Source organism: Streptomyces specialis (assembly GCF_001493375.1).
Classification (GTDB): domain Bacteria; phylum Actinomycetota; class Actinomycetes; order Streptomycetales; family Streptomycetaceae; genus Streptomyces; species Streptomyces specialis.
This window is the reverse complement of sequence record NZ_LN929893.1, coordinates 14,626-28,064: the sequence shown is the minus strand read 5'-3', so window position 1 is coordinate 28,064 and position 13,439 is coordinate 14,626. Positions and strand designations below refer to the sequence as shown.

12 protein-coding genes and 1 pseudogene are annotated in these 13,439 nt (G+C 74.8%); 7 read left to right on the top strand and 6 right to left on the bottom strand.

From position 1 onward, the window contains the following. Nucleotides 1–25: 25 nt before the first annotated feature. Complete coding sequence (gene gcvP / locus BN2279_RS09930; protein ID WP_059008343.1) at nucleotides 26–2,923, top strand: aminomethyl-transferring glycine dehydrogenase; 2,898 nt, start codon at nucleotides 26–28, stop codon at nucleotides 2,921–2,923. An 81-nt stretch (nucleotides 2,924–3,004) separates the two neighbouring features. On the opposite strand, the gene BN2279_RS09925 is transcribed toward gcvP, so the two are convergent. Then, nucleotides 3,005–3,592, bottom strand: a complete 588-nt coding sequence (locus BN2279_RS09925; RefSeq protein WP_059008342.1) for a hypothetical protein — start codon at nucleotides 3,590–3,592, stop codon at nucleotides 3,005–3,007. 288 nt (nucleotides 3,593–3,880) lie between these two features. Between BN2279_RS09925 and BN2279_RS09920 the strand changes: the two genes are divergently transcribed. Further along, nucleotides 3,881–5,362, top strand: coding sequence for a glutamate-cysteine ligase family protein (locus tag BN2279_RS09920; RefSeq protein WP_059008341.1), 1,482 nt, complete (start codon nucleotides 3,881–3,883; stop codon nucleotides 5,360–5,362). An 84-nt stretch (nucleotides 5,363–5,446) separates the two neighbouring features. Then, nucleotides 5,447–6,271: a CPBP family intramembrane glutamic endopeptidase gene (locus BN2279_RS09915; RefSeq protein ID WP_104531004.1), complete on the top strand. Its 825-nt coding sequence runs from the start codon at nucleotides 5,447–5,449 to the stop codon at nucleotides 6,269–6,271. Between the two features lie 59 nt (nucleotides 6,272–6,330). On the opposite strand, the gene BN2279_RS31000 is transcribed toward BN2279_RS09915, so the two are convergent. Continuing rightward, nucleotides 6,331–6,996, bottom strand: a complete 666-nt coding sequence (locus tag BN2279_RS31000; protein ID WP_059008339.1) for a DUF4232 domain-containing protein — start codon at nucleotides 6,994–6,996, stop codon at nucleotides 6,331–6,333. A gap of 109 nt (nucleotides 6,997–7,105) precedes the next feature. After that, a pseudogene (locus BN2279_RS09905) lies at nucleotides 7,106–7,814 on the bottom strand (pyridoxamine 5'-phosphate oxidase family protein). 68 nt (nucleotides 7,815–7,882) lie between these two features. Here BN2279_RS09905 and BN2279_RS09900 point away from each other — a divergent pair. Continuing rightward, a complete protein-coding gene (locus BN2279_RS09900) occupies nucleotides 7,883–9,214 on the top strand; it encodes an aminotransferase class I/II-fold pyridoxal phosphate-dependent enzyme (RefSeq protein ID WP_079032042.1) in 1,332 nt (443 codons plus the stop codon). 78 nt (nucleotides 9,215–9,292) lie between these two features. Here BN2279_RS09900 and BN2279_RS09895 read toward each other — a convergent pair whose 3' ends face one another. Both BN2279_RS09895 and BN2279_RS09890 read right to left on the bottom strand, forming a co-directional pair. Further along, on the bottom strand, nucleotides 9,293–9,997 hold the full coding sequence (locus BN2279_RS09895) for an SDR family NAD(P)-dependent oxidoreductase (RefSeq protein WP_234347717.1): 705 nt from the start codon (nucleotides 9,995–9,997) through the stop codon (nucleotides 9,293–9,295). A 142-nt stretch (nucleotides 9,998–10,139) separates the two neighbouring features. Beyond that, entirely contained in the window at nucleotides 10,140–11,027 is an 888-nt protein-coding gene (locus tag BN2279_RS09890) for a LysR family transcriptional regulator (protein WP_059008338.1), read from the bottom strand. A 99-nt stretch (nucleotides 11,028–11,126) separates the two neighbouring features. On the opposite strand from BN2279_RS09890, the gene BN2279_RS09885 reads away from it, so the two are divergent. After that, nucleotides 11,127–11,492 carry a YybH family protein gene (locus tag BN2279_RS09885; protein ID WP_059008337.1) on the top strand — a complete coding sequence of 122 codons (366 nt, stop codon included), beginning with the start codon at nucleotides 11,127–11,129 and terminating at the stop codon, nucleotides 11,490–11,492. An 82-nt stretch (nucleotides 11,493–11,574) separates the two neighbouring features. On the opposite strand, the gene BN2279_RS09880 is transcribed toward BN2279_RS09885, so the two are convergent. Beyond that, on the bottom strand, nucleotides 11,575–11,925 hold the full coding sequence (locus BN2279_RS09880; protein ID WP_059008336.1) for a hypothetical protein: 351 nt from the start codon (nucleotides 11,923–11,925) through the stop codon (nucleotides 11,575–11,577). A 227-nt stretch (nucleotides 11,926–12,152) separates the two neighbouring features. On the opposite strand from BN2279_RS09880, the gene BN2279_RS09875 reads away from it, so the two are divergent. Together BN2279_RS09875 and BN2279_RS09870 are read left to right on the top strand one after the other, a co-directional pair. After that, complete coding sequence (locus BN2279_RS09875; RefSeq protein WP_059008335.1) at nucleotides 12,153–12,983, top strand: HipA family kinase; 831 nt, start codon at nucleotides 12,153–12,155, stop codon at nucleotides 12,981–12,983. Then, complete coding sequence (locus tag BN2279_RS09870; protein ID WP_059008334.1) at nucleotides 12,980–13,381, top strand: DUF3037 domain-containing protein; 402 nt, start codon at nucleotides 12,980–12,982, stop codon at nucleotides 13,379–13,381. The genes BN2279_RS09875 and BN2279_RS09870 overlap by 4 nt, the downstream gene beginning before the upstream one ends. Nucleotides 13,382–13,439: the final 58 nt, after the last annotated feature.

The following is a 13,439-nucleotide window of genomic DNA, read 5'->3' as shown; positions in this document are numbered from 1 at the left end:
GTCGTGACCAGGAGGAGCCTCACCGATGAACGCCCACCGTCCCCCGTTGTCCGCCCTCGAACAGGGCACGCCGTTCGCCGCCCGGCATATCGGGCCCGACGCCGCCGACGAGGCGAAGATGCTCGCCCAGGTCGGCTTCGGCTCCCTGGACGAGCTGACCGCCGCCGCCGTGCCCGAGGCCATCCGCTCCACCGAGGCGCTGTGCCTGCCGGACGCCCGGGACGAGGCCGCCGTCCTCGGCGAACTGCGCGCCCTGGCCGCCCGGAACACGGTGCTGGACTCCATGATCGGCCTGGGGTACTACGGCACCTTCACCCCGCCGGTGATCCTGCGCAACGTCATGGAGAACCCGGCCTGGTACACCGCCTACACCCCCTACCAGCCGGAGATCTCCCAGGGCCGGCTGGAGGCGCTGCTGAACTTCCAGACCGTCGTCTCCGACCTGACCGGCCTGCCCACGGCCGGGGCGTCGCTGCTGGACGAGGGCACCGCCGCCGCCGAGGCGATGGCCCTGTCCCGCCGCGTCGGCAAGGTCAAGGGCGGGGTCTTCCTGGTGGACGCCGACTGCCTGCCGCAGACCATCGCCGTGGTGCGGACCCGCGCCGAGCCGACCGGCGTCGAGGTCGTCGTCGCCGACCTGGGCGACGGCATCCCCGAAGAGGCGGCCGAGCGCGGGATCTTCGGCGTGCTCCTCCAGTACCCGGGGGCGTCGGGCGCCGTCCGGGACCCGCGCGCCCTCGTCGAGCGGGCGCACGAACTGGGCGCGGTCGTCACCGTCGCCGCCGACCTGCTCGCCCTCACCCTCCTCGCCTCGCCCGGCTCCCTGGGCGCGGACATCGCGGTCGGGTCCAGCCAGCGGTTCGGCGTCCCGATGGGCTTCGGCGGGCCGCACGCCGCCTTCATGGCGGTCCGTGAGGCGTACGCCAGGAGCCTGCCCGGCCGCCTGGTCGGGGTCTCGCGCGACGCGGCCGGCCATCCGGCGTACCGGCTCGCGCTCCAGACCAGGGAGCAGCACATCCGGCGGGAGAAGGCCACCAGCAACATCTGCACCGCGCAGGTGCTCCTCGCCGTGATGGCCGGCATGTACGCCGTCTACCACGGGCCCGACGGGCTGGCCGCCATCGCCCGCCGCGTCCACCGCTACGCCGCGCTGCTGGCCGCCGGGCTGCGGGACGGCGGCGTCGAGATCGTCCACGAAGCGTTCTTCGACACGGTCACCGCCCGGGTGCCGGGCCGCGCCGCCGCCGTCGTGGCCGCTGCCCGCGAGGCCGGGATCAACCTCCGCCTCACCGACGCCGACCACGTCGGCATCGCCTGCGACGAGACCACCGGCCGGGCGCAGCTCACCGCCGTGTGGGCCGCGTTCGGCGTCGCCGGGGACGCCTTCGGCATCGACGCGCTGGATGCCCGCACCCCCGACGCGCTGCCGCCGGAGCTGCGGCGCGACGACGAGTACCTGACGCACCCGGTCTTCCACCGGCACCGCTCGGAGACCGCGATGCTGCGCTACCTGCGCCGGCTCGCCGACCGCGACTACGCGCTGGACCGCGGCATGATCCCGCTGGGCTCGTGCACCATGAAGCTCAACGCCACGGCCGAGATGGAACCGGTGACCTGGCCCGAGTTCGCCGCGATCCACCCGTTCGCGCCCGTCGAGCAGGCCGAGGGCTATCTCGCGCTCATCCGCGAACTGGAGCGGCGACTCGCCGAGATCACCGGCTACGACGCCGTCTCGCTCCAGCCCAACGCCGGCTCCCAGGGCGAGCTGGCCGGACTGCTCGCCGTGCGCGCGTACCACCGGGCGAACGGCCAGCCGCAGCGCACCGTCTGCCTGATCCCGTCCTCCGCGCACGGCACCAACGCCGCCAGCGCGGTCATGGCCGGGATGCGGGTCGTCGTGGTGGCCACCGGCGCGGGCGGCGACGTCGACGCCGACGACCTGCGGGCGAAGATCGAGCGGCACGCGGACGAACTGGCCGTGCTGATGGTGACCTACCCCTCCACGCACGGCGTGTTCGAGGAGGACATCACCCGGATCTGCGCCGCCGTGCACGACGCGGGCGGCCAGGTCTACGTGGACGGCGCCAACCTCAACGCGCTGGTCGGGCTGGCCAGGCCCGGCCGGTTCGGCGCCGACGTGTCGCACCTGAACCTGCACAAGACGTTCTGCATCCCGCACGGCGGCGGCGGCCCCGGCGTCGGCCCGGTCGCCGTCCGCGCCCACCTGGCGCCCCACCTGCCGGGCCACCCGCTGCGGCCCGAGGCCGGCCCGGCGGGCGGCGGCACCGGACCGGTGTCGGCCGCGCCGTGGGGATCGGCCGGAATCCTGCCCATCTCCTGGGCCTACGTACGGCTGATGGGCGCCGCCGGGCTGCGCCGCGCCACCCAGGTCGCGGTGCTCGGCGCCAACTACGTCGCCAAGCGCCTGGAGCCCCACTACCCGGTGCTGTACACGGGACCCGGCGGCCTGGTGGCGCACGAGTGCGTCATCGACGTCCGCCCGCTGACCAAGGCGACCGGCGTCACCATCGACGACGTGGCCAAGCGCCTCATCGACTACGGGTTCCACGCCCCGACCATGTCGTTCCCCGTCGCGGGCACGCTGATGATCGAGCCGACGGAGAGCGAGAATCTGGCCGAACTCGACCGGTTCTGCGACGCGATGATCGCCATCCGCGCCGAGATCGAACGGGTCGGCACGGGGGAGTGGCCCCGGGACGACAACCCGCTCGTCAACGCGCCGCACACGGCGGCGCACCTGAGCGACGAGTGGACGCACCCGTACAGCCGCCGGGAGGCGGTCTTCCCGGCCGGGACGGAGGAGGACGGCAAGTACTGGCCGCCGGTGCGCCGCGTGGACGGCGCGTTCGGCGACCGGAACCTGATCTGCTCCTGCCCGCCCGTCACCGAGTACGCGCACTGACGCCCTCGCCCGGCGCCCGCCCGGCGTCGCGGGGCCGGACGCGCCACGGCGCGCCCGGCCCCGCGACGGGGCGTCGTGCGGTCAGCTCACCAGGCCGACGGTCTCCTGCGAGGCCGCCGGAGCCAGCCGGCCGGCCAGCAGCGGCAGCAGGACGTCGCTCCTGACCGCCCGCTCGGCGGCGATGCCGGGAGGCGCGGGCGCCAGCGGCATCAGCAGGTCCTGGGGCTCCGGGCCACCCTCGGCCGGCTGGGCGCCGGGGTCGGTGTGCAGCCACAGCGTCAGCATGTACAGCTCGGGCACGGAGAGCAGCCGGGGCTGGCAGGCCGCCGGCAGGGAGCCCGCGAGACGCAGAGCCCGCTCGGTCGACGGGATGTAGGGGCCCTCGCAGAAGTGCGAGAACGCCCAGCCGTCCGCCGTGAGCATGGTCTCGGCCGCGCCGACGGGCCGGCCGTCCCGGGCCAGGAGGAAACGCCAGCCGGTGAGGCGGGCGCGGGGAGGTGCTGTCGTCCCGGTCACCGGCGCCAGCCGGTACACGGGCAGGGGGAGGACGAGACGCAGGTCCTCGCGCTCGGTCGGCCGCGGGCCTGGGGCCCGCAGCGTCGCCGAGTGGAGGGCCGTGCGGACGCTGCGCTCGGCGGCAGCGGGGGCCGGGGGAATGTGCAGGGGCATGATGGGTCGCCTCTCGCTTCGGAGTAGGTCGCCTCTTGTAGGGGAGACACGCCGTGGCGGAGTTTATCGGAGAGTTGTTCTCTCCATGTTTCACGTAGCCGCCCCGGGAGGTTTCGGCAAGAGGGGATTCACGCCCCCCGGCGCCTCCGGATCGCGAATTATCCCGGTGGAATATGCCTCCCGCCGGACCGTGCGCGCGGCGGGCCGTGTTACCGCGCGCGCGACGTGGGAAGGATCGTGGACAGCCCGCACGCCCGACCGTTCCATCGTGCCACCGGAAGGAGCCCCATGGGGGAGAAGGTCGTCGCCGACCGGTTCGACCTGGCCGCCCGGCGGCTCTTCCGCGCCCGGGTCCGCGACTGCCTCGACGGGCTTCGGACGCTGCTGCGCGAGGGCCGCTTCGAGGGGCCGCGCGACCGGCTCGGCGTCGAGGTGGAGCTCTGCCTGGCGGATTCCGCCGGCGCTCCCCGCATGGTGAACGACGAAGTTCTGGCGCGAATGGCCACCCGGGATTTCCAGACCGAGCTGGGCCAATTCACGATCGAACTCAATATGGCGCCGCACCGCCTCACCGGCAGGGTTTTCGACGATCTGGCCGAAGAGATGCGCGTCGCCATCGGCTACGCCGACAGAATGGCCGGGGAATTCGGCGCACGCGTCGTCATGACGGGGGCGCTGCCGACGATCACGGCCGAGGAGATGGTGCCCGCCTCCCTGTCGCCCGGCGACCGCTACACCCTCCTCAACGACCAGATCATGGCCGCGCGCGGGGAGAGCATCAGCCTGGACATCACCGGGGCGGAGACCCTCAGCGGGTCGTTCGACTCGATCGCCGCCGAGGCCGCCTGCACCTCCGTCCAGTTCCATCTCCCGGTCACCCCGGAGCGGTTCGGCGCCGTGTGGAACGCCGCCCAGGCCGCCGCGGCGGCGCAGGTCGCCGTCGGCGCCAACGCGCCGTTCGTCTTCGGCCACGAGCTGTGGCACGAGTCGCGGGTGCCGTTCTTCCTCCAGGCCACCGACAGCCGCCCGCCCGAGCTGGCCGCCCAGGGCGTCCGGCCGCGCGCCTGGTTCGGGGAGCGCTGGATCGAGTCCGTGACCGACCTCTTCGAGGAGAACCTCCGGTTCTTCCCGGCGCTGCTGCCGCTGGTCTCCGACGAGGACCCGGGCGAGGTCCTCGCGGCGGGCGGCGTGCCACGCCTCGCGGAGCTGGCGCTCCACAACGGCACGGTCTACCGCTGGAACCGCCCGGTCTACGGCGTGGCCGACGGCGTGCCGCACCTGCGGGTGGAGAACCGGGTGCTGTCCACCGGGCCGACCATCACCGACACCGTCGCCAACGCCGCCTTCTTCTACGGCCTGGCGCGGGGCCTGGCCGACGAGCCGGACCCGGTGTGGGCGCGGCTGCCGTTCGCCACCGCCGAGCGGAACTTCATGGCGGCCTGCCGGCACGGCATCGACGCCCGTTTCGGGTGGCCGGGCGACGACGGCGAGGTGCCCGCCGCCCGCCTGATCCGGGAGCGGCTGCTGCCGGTGGCCGCGGCCGGGCTCGACGCGTTCGGCGTCGCCGCCGTGGACCGCGACCGGTACCTGGCGGTGATCGAGGGCCGGTGCCGGCGCGGGACCACCGGCGCGGCCTGGCAGACTCGGGCCTACCACCGAGCGGTGGCGAACGGAGCGGACCGGGCGACCGCCCTGCGGGAGCTCGTCCGGCGGTACTGCGACCTGGCGCGGACGGACGCTCCCGTGCACGAGTGGCCGAGCGGCCCGTAGGGCTCCGCCCCCGGGTCCGGTGACGGCCGCCGGCGAGCACGGGCGGGGTGCGGCCCGGAGCCGGGGACGGGAGGCGGAGTGCGGCTGAGGCCGGAGCGGACGACGGACCCCTCGGGCGGCGGGGAGCGGGCGCCCTCGCGCCGCGTCCCGCGCCAGGAACTGCTGCTGGTGCTCGCGCTGTCGCTGGGCGCCAGCGCGGTGGGGGCGCTGATCAGTTTCACCGGCGTCCTGACCCGGCCGGGCGGGCTCGCCGACCAGGCGGCGACGCTCAACGGCTCCCACGCCCCCGGGCGCCCCTGGCTCGACCTGGCCTGGCAGCTCTTCGGCATCACCACCGCGCTGGTGCCGGTGCTGCTCGTCGCACACCTGCTGCTGCGCGAGGGCGGCACGGGCGCCGCGCTCGGCGGTCCCGGGATGCGGGCCATCGGGTTCGACACGTCCCGGCCGCGCGCCGACCTGGCGTGGGGGGCGGTGGTCGCGGCCGGGATCGGCGGCACCGGGCTGCTGTTCTACCTCGGGGCCCACGCGTCGGGGGCGAACCTCACGGTGGTGCCGGAGTCGCTGCCCGACGTGTGGTGGAAAATCCCGGTGCTGATCGCCTCCGCCGTGCAGAACGCCGTGGTCGAGGAGGTGATCGTCGTCGGCTATCTGCTGCGGCGGCTGGACCAGTTGGGGTGGAATCCCGGCCGGGCCCTGGCCGCCAGCGCGGTGCTGCGCGGGTCGTACCACCTGTACCAGGGCGTCGGCGGGTTCCTCGGGAACGTGGCGATGGGCGTGGTCTTCGTCTGGCTGTACCGGCGATGGGGGCGCGTGATGCCGCTGGTGGTCGCGCACGCGCTGATCGACATCGTGGCGTTCGTCGGCTACGCGCTGCTGGCCGGGCGCGTCGACTGGCTCCCCACCGCCTGACCCGCCGCCCGACCCGCCGCCTGACCCGCCGCCCGACCCGTGCCGCCGTCAGCGGCCCGTCAGCGCGGGCCGTCCCCGGCGATCAGCGGCAGGACCTCGATCCGCCCGCCGCCGCAGACCTCGCCGAGGTCCCACGCGGTGGTGGTCGCCTCGGTCTCCTCCGGGGGGATCACGGCCAGCTTCCCGGGGGCCGGGCCGCAGCCGTCGGCCGGGTCCTCGGAGCCGGGCACGACGCTCCAGTGGATCTGCGCCCAGGCGGTGCCGCCGGGCAGCAGCGTCAGCCGGTCGGGGGTCCCCGCGTGGTCGCGGACCGTGGTGGTGGGCAGCTCCTCGCCGTCCGCCGCGCTGAGCTGGAGCCCGGGCCAGCCCTGGGTGCGGCAGGGCTCGTCGGAGGAGTTGGTCAGGACGAGCGCCGCGTACCGGTTGCCCGCGGCCGGTTCGAGCGTTCTGAGCGAGGCGGTCAGCGTCTCGTGGGTGCACCACGGCGGGCCGGGCGAGCCCTCGGTACCGGCCCCGGCCGTTTCGTCCGCGGCGGAGCCCGGGGACGAGCCGGAGGCGGAGGAGGACGCGGAGTCCGGCTCCTCTCCGTCCGAGCCGGTGATGTCGTCCGGCCGGTCATCGGCGGCCTCGGGGCCTTCGGGGCCGCCGGAGCCGTCGGCGCAGCCCGCGAGGGCGAGCGCGAGGAGCGCGGCGCAGGCGGCGGAACGCAGGGAGTGGGATGCCATCTCGGTCCTCCGGTGGGGAGTTCGTCTGGGACGGAGGAATGCTGTCGGGTTGGACGTGCCCGCGCCAGAACGGGTTCCCTTTCCCGGGGTTCCGCACGCCTGTCGATGATCAGCCGCGCGCGAAGGCCGTCAGATAGGCGGGGGCCGGGGCCCGTTCGTCGTCGGCGGGAACGGGCGTCCCGTAGGCCGTGGTCACGGGCAGGACGCCGCTCCAGTGGGGGAGCGACAGGTCCTCGGGGTCGTCGTTCGGGCCGCCGGCGCGGATCTTGGCGGAGACCTCCGCCAGGTCCAGGGCCAGGACGGCGGTCGCCGCCAGTTCGCGGGCGTCGGCCGGGCGGCAGTCGGCGGCGCGGCCGGGCACGACGGCGTCGACCAGGGCGTCCAGCGCCCGGTCCTTCTCGGCCCGGTCGGTCACCTGACGGGCCGTGCCGTGGACCACCACCGAGCGGTAGTTGACGGAGTGGTGGAACGCGGAGCGGGCCAGCACCAGGCCGTCCAGGTGGGTGACGGCCAGCGCCACGGGCAGACCGGGGCCGGTGGCCGAGCGCAGCGGCCGGGAGCCGGTGGAGCCGTGCACGTAGAGCCGTTCGCCGACGCGGGCGTAGAGGGTCGGGAGGACGGCGGGGGCACCGTCGCGGAGGAACGCGAGGTGGCACAGGTCCATTATACACTTCTGTCGCAGCCGATCAAGAGGATAGTGACATTCTCCGAGCACGAAGAGCCAGAACACTAACACCACCAGTAGCGCAGAACTCCCGGGACCGGGTGGGGACGGTACGCGGGGTGGGCGGGTAGGCGGGGGCGTCGGTCGGCGGCATCCAAGGCTCCTTCGTGCGGTGTCGTCACGCGGTTGCCCGCAGTTTTGAACTAGCGCATACTGTGCTTTGTGCTAGGAGAATATCGGATCGAAGGGCGCGGCGCCTCCGATATCGCGGCCAGCGTCGAACAGGGCGTGGCCGCGGGCGAGTTGCCGCCCGGCGCCCCGCTGCCGCCGCTGCGTGAGCTGGCGGCGCGGCTCGGGGTGAACCCCAACACCGTCGCCGCCGCCTACCGCGTGCTGCGCGAGCGCGGCGTGATCGAGACCGCCGGCCGGCGCGGCAGCCGGGTCCGCGCCCGCCCGGCCAGCGCGCCGCGCGAGGCGATCGGCGTTCAGGCCCCGCCCGGCGTCCGCGACATCGCCCAGGGCAACCCCGATCCCGCCCTGCTGCCCGCACTGGGCCCGGCCCTCGCCGCGGCGGCGGCCCGCGCCGACCGGGCGCCGGTCCTCTACGGCGCCCCGCCGCTGAGCGAGGGACTGGCCCGCGCCGCGCGGGCCGGATTCGGCCGTGACGGCGTGCCGGCCGACCGGATCACCGTCACCTCCGGCGCCCTCGACGCCATCGAGCGGATCCTCGCCGCACACCTGCGGCCCGGCGACGCGGTCGCCGTCGAGGACCCCGGCTGGGCGGGCCTCCTCGACCTGGTTCCCGCGCTGGGCCTGCGCACCGTCCCCGTGCCCCTGGACGACGACGGACCCCTGCCGGACCCCACCGCGCGCGCCCTGGAGCGCGGCGCGCGCGCCCTCGTCGTCACCGCCCGCGCGCAGAACCCCACCGGCGCCGCCGTCTCCGCCGCCAGGGCCGCCGCGCTGCGCGCCCTGCTCGCCGCGCACCCCGGCACGCTGCTCATCGAGGACGACCACGGCGACGGCATCGTGGACCAGCCCCCGCACCCCCTGTCCGGCGTCACCCGGCACTGGGCGCTGATCCGTTCCACCGCCAAGGCGTACGGGCCGGACCTGCGCCTCGCCGTGTTCGCGGGCGACCCGGTGACGGTGGACCGGGTGGAGGGGCGGCAGCGGCTCGGGCCCGGCTGGGTCAGCCACCTGATCCAGGACGCCGTGGCCTGGCTGTGGCAGGCGGACGCCGTCGATCCGGCGCGGGTGGCGCGCGCGTACGGCGAGCGCCGCACCGCGCTGGTCGAGGCGCTCGCGGCGCGCGGCGTCACGGCCCACGGACGCAGCGGCATGAACGTCTGGGTGCCCGTGCCCGACGAGACCGGCGCCGTCGCCCGCCTGCTGCACGCGGGCTGGGCCGTGGCCCCCGGCAGCCGCTTCCGGCTGGCCACGCCGCCCGGTGTGCGGCTGACGGTCTCCACCCTCGACGGCACCGACATCGCGCCGCTCGCCGACGCCGTGGCCTCCGCCGTACGCCCGCCCGCCGCCCGCCGCTACGACTGACCACCGTGCGGCGGCGCCGTTCGCAGCCGCAACGGTCAGCGCGCGGCCCCCGAGGAGCGCTCCCGCGCCCCCGGCCTGCTACTGCCAGGTGTTGAACACCGCTTCGGCCCGGTCCCGGCGGGCGACCAGATCCCACGCGGCGTCGGCAATCCGGTCCGGGTCCAGGGTCCGCAGGCCCAGGCGGCCGAACCGCTCGGGCCGCGCGGTCACCATGCGGTGGACATCGCTGCGCTCGATCAGTCCGCCGATGGACAGGACCCCGGCGTAGACGCCCCGGTCGGCGAGGGCGGCGTGGAGGGTGAGGGCGTAGTTGCGCAGGGCCGCGCTGGAGATCGCCAGCGCGCCCAGTTGCGGGAGCGGCACGACGCCGGCCAGGCCGCCGGCGAACAGCAGGGCGCCGTCACCGCGTTCGGTCATGCCGGGCAGGAGACCGCCGACCACGTCGAAGGCCGGGTACACCGCGTTCATCGCCTCCCGGACACTGGCCGCGTCGGTCCGGTCGATCGGTGCGGGCAGTGCGCCCGGATCGGCGGCGCTCGGGCCGTAGTAGGCGACGTCGACGCGGCCGAACCGCTCCCGGGCCGCGTCGAGCGCCGCGAGAAGCTGGTGGCGGTCCCGCACGTCGGCCGTGAAGGACGCGGCCGGCACGCCCGCCTCGGCGAGCGAGGCCAGGTACGCCTCGTGCCGGGGGCGGTGACGGGAGATCAGGGCCACCGCGAAGCCCTCCCGGCCGAAGCGGTGGGCCATGGACATCCCCAGCCCCGGGCCGGCCCCCAGGACCACGAGTGTCCGATCCTCCGCGCGAGCTTGCATGGCGTCCCCCCGGGTCATGCGAACGTGGATGTTCTCCGTTTGCGTACCGTAACACCCCGGCACGCCTCGCGGCAGCCCCCGCCGTCGCGGATCTCGGTGCGCCCGGGTCCCGTTACCCGGGGCCGGCCCGGGAGAACGCCTCGCGGCTGTGCGCGAGCAACGCACGCGCGGCGGGGCTGTGCGTGCTCCGCCAGATCAGGGCCAGCAGGGCGGGTGTCGCCGCGTCCTCGATGGCGCGGGCGACGACACGGTCGCGATAGCGCGCGGCCATCGAGTCGCTGAGGATGGCGACGCCGAGTCCGCGCGCGGCGAGGTCGGCGATGGCGTCCGGGGCGCTGGCTCCCCACGCGATCACGGGCCGGAGGTCCTGTGCGGCGCAGGCGCGGTCGAACACGGTGCGCAGGCCGGTGCCCGGTGGCATGCACACGATCGGGTAACCGGCCACGTCGCGCAGGGCGACCCGTCGCAGTGCCGCCAGAGGGTGCCCGGCCGGCACGGCGGCGACGAGCCGCTCGCTGATGATCGTCAGCGTCTCCAGCCCCTCGGGGGCGGTCGCGGTCCCGACGAGAGCGACCTCGACGGTGCCGACGCGCACCCCCTCGACGAGGCGGTCGGAGTTGTCCTCCAGCAGGTTGATCTCCACCCCGGGATGCGCCCGGTGGAACGCGGCGAGCGCGTCGAACAGCGGGGTGACGGTGCAGCCGACGACCATCCCCACCGTGAGCCGCCCCCGGATCAGGCCGGTGACATCACTCACCGCCTGGCCGACCGCCCCGGCCGCGGCGAGCGCCGCGCGGGCGTGTTCGAGCGCGGCCCGTCCCGCGACGGTGAGCGTGGCGGTGCGCGCCGACCGGTCGAACAGCTCGGCGCCGAGTTCACGTTCCAACTGGCGGATCTGGGCGCTGACACCGGACTGGCTGATGTGCACCCGCTCGGCCGCCCGGGTGAAGCTCCGCTCCTCCGCGACCGCGACGAAGTACGCGAGCTGCCTCAGTTCCATGACTGCGGATTCTAGCTATCAGTAGATCCATCTGTTGGACTTCCGACAAGGGGGCGACCAGGCTGGGAAGCACCGAAGCCCGACCTTCAGGAGGAACCCATGCCGGAGTACGAGAAGGCCATGCGGCCGGAGGACATCACCCGCCTGTTCGTCGAACGGTCCAACGCCGGAGACGCGGCCGGGGTCGCCGCCCTCTACGAGGAGGACGCGGTGGTGGCCTATCCGCCCGGCGAACGGACGGTGGGCCGGGAGGCGATCCGCGCGCTCTGGGAGAAGGTGCTGGCCGACCGTCCCCGTTTCGAGCCGGAACCACCGCTGCCGACGCTGGTCAGCGGCGACATCGCCCTCACCTCGACCCCACCGAAGGACGGCGCCGGCGCCCGCGCCCAGGTCGTACGGCGCCAGCCCGACGGAAGCTGGCTGCGCCTGCTGGACCAGCCCGAGTTCACCCCGCCCACCCGCTGAGATCGGGTCCGCCCACCCCGATCACCGGCTCGGCCGGACCGGGTCGCCGACGGCTCAAGCGCGATGCCGAGTCATGCCGTCGCTATCCCCATCGGTCCGGCTCACCCGGCCGGCCCCGGAACAGGATCTGGATCTCCCGCACCACGCTGCGCGCGTTCAGCCAGGCGTCGTAGGCAGCGGCCAGGCGCGGCCCGCCGCTGCCCGCCATGACCTGGTCGCGGTACACGTGCAGTTCGGACGTGGGCATTCTGCCCACCCAGCCCACGTACTCGGGCAGCGTCATCCCCCGGGCGCGAGCGTCCTCGCCGAGGATGGCCCGTTGGTGATCCTCCAGCCAGTCGACCCGCTCCGGGTGGACCCGCCAGCGGGTGAGAGTGCCGTCGGACGACTCCTCGACGATCCAGGCGCCGTTGTCACCGCGTCGCGTGGCCATGCCCAGAATTATGAGCCGACACCCACCGGGCAGCCACCCTCTCGGCATGGACTTTACCCGCCGCATACCGCCCAACAAGCGTGCGCAACAACGCCGTTCGGTCGCAGAGCCGGGCGGGGACGCGGCTGGCCGGACCGAAGCGGGCTCCGTGCACCGCCCACGAGGTGCGTACGCCCCGGCCGCCCCGCCGGGAATTCCGGGTGCGTCGAGGCGGATAGCCTGAACGGATGTTGCGCGAAACGTTCGCGACCCGCTACGTGACCCCCCTGCGGGAGGGGGGCTCGTTGCCGGGCATCGTGGAGGCCGACGATCTCGGCACGTACGTCATGAAGTTCACCGGGGCGGGCCAGGGCCGCAAGAGCCTCGTCGCCGAGGTGATCTGCGGCGAGCTGGCCCGCCGGCTGGGGCTGCGGGTGCCGGAGCTGGTCCGGATGCGGCTCGATCCCGTGATCGGCCTCGGCGAGCCCGACCAGGAGGTGCAGGAGCTGCTGAAGGCCAGCGGCGGCCTCAACCTCGGCATGGACTTCCTGCCCGGCTCCCTCGGCTTCGACCCGCTCGCCTACGAGGTCGGCGCGGCCGAGGCGGGCCGCGTCGTGTGGTTCGACGCCCTCGTCAACAACGTGGACCGCTCCTGGCGCAACCCCAACCTGCTGGTCTGGCACGGCGACCTGTGGCTCATCGACCACGGCGCCGCGCTGATCTGGCACCACAACTGGCCGACCGCCGCCACCTCCGCCGCCCGCCCGTACGACGCCTCCGACCACGCGCTGGCGCCGTTCGCCCCGGACATCGCCTCGGCGGCCGGGGACCTCGGGCCGCGCGTCACCGAAGAGCTGCTCGCGTCCGTCCTGGCCGACGTACCCGACGAGTGGCTCGACGGCGAGCCGGGCTTCGACGGACCCGGCGCCGTCCGCGCCGCCTACGTCACGGCCCTGGCCGCCCGCGCCCGCACGATCGCGGAGCACATCACCCTCGGGGCCCCGAGCCACGACCGCCCCTCCCGGGCGCCCGGCTGGCTGACCGGCCGTCCGCACCGGGAGAGCGGAGCCGCCCGGTGAACGGGAACCCCACCGCCGCCCGGCGGGACGTCTTCGAGTACGCGGTGCTGCGCGTCGTGCCGCGCGTCGAGCGCGGCGAGTCCATCAACGCCGGGGTCGTCCTCTACTGCCGGGCCCGCTCCTTCCTCGCCGCCCGCACCCACCTGGACGAGGCGCGACTGGGCGCGCTCGACCCCACGGTGGACATCCCCGGCGTGCGCGCCGCGCTGCGCGCCGCCGAGTGCGTCTGCCGCGGGGGCGCGGAGGCCGGACTCGCCGCCGGGGACGACGCGGGGCGCCGTTTCCGCTGGCTGATCGCTCCGCGCAGTACCGTCGTGCAGCCGGGACCGGTGCACACCGGGCTCACCGCGGACCCCGGCGCCGAGCTCGACCGCTTGCTGGAGGTGTTGGTCCGTTGACAGATGGTGCCCCGCTTCCTAGCGTCGTCCCGGCAGTAGTTACTCTGCGGTAGCACGT

What these genes read in the sequence shown, in the direction of transcription:
- BN2279_RS09875 (WP_059008335.1), top strand. Translation starts at nt 12,153, where the DNA reads ATGTTGCGCGAAACGTTCGCGACCCGCTACGTGACCCCCCTGCGGGAG.
- BN2279_RS09925 (WP_059008342.1), bottom strand. Translation starts at nt 3,592, where the DNA reads ATGCCCCTGCACATTCCCCCGGCCCCCGCTGCCGCCGAGCGCAGCGTC.
- BN2279_RS09885 (WP_059008337.1), top strand. Translation starts at nt 11,127, where the DNA reads ATGCCGGAGTACGAGAAGGCCATGCGGCCGGAGGACATCACCCGCCTG.
- BN2279_RS09890 (WP_059008338.1), bottom strand. Translation starts at nt 11,027, where the DNA reads ATGGAACTGAGGCAGCTCGCGTACTTCGTCGCGGTCGCGGAGGAGCGG.
- BN2279_RS09920 (WP_059008341.1), top strand. Translation starts at nt 3,881, where the DNA reads ATGGGGGAGAAGGTCGTCGCCGACCGGTTCGACCTGGCCGCCCGGCGG.
- gcvP (WP_059008343.1), top strand. Translation starts at nt 26, where the DNA reads ATGAACGCCCACCGTCCCCCGTTGTCCGCCCTCGAACAGGGCACGCCG.
- BN2279_RS09880 (WP_059008336.1), bottom strand. Translation starts at nt 11,925, where the DNA reads ATGGCCACGCGACGCGGTGACAACGGCGCCTGGATCGTCGAGGAGTCG.
- BN2279_RS31000 (WP_059008339.1), bottom strand. Translation starts at nt 6,996, where the DNA reads ATGGCATCCCACTCCCTGCGTTCCGCCGCCTGCGCCGCGCTCCTCGCG.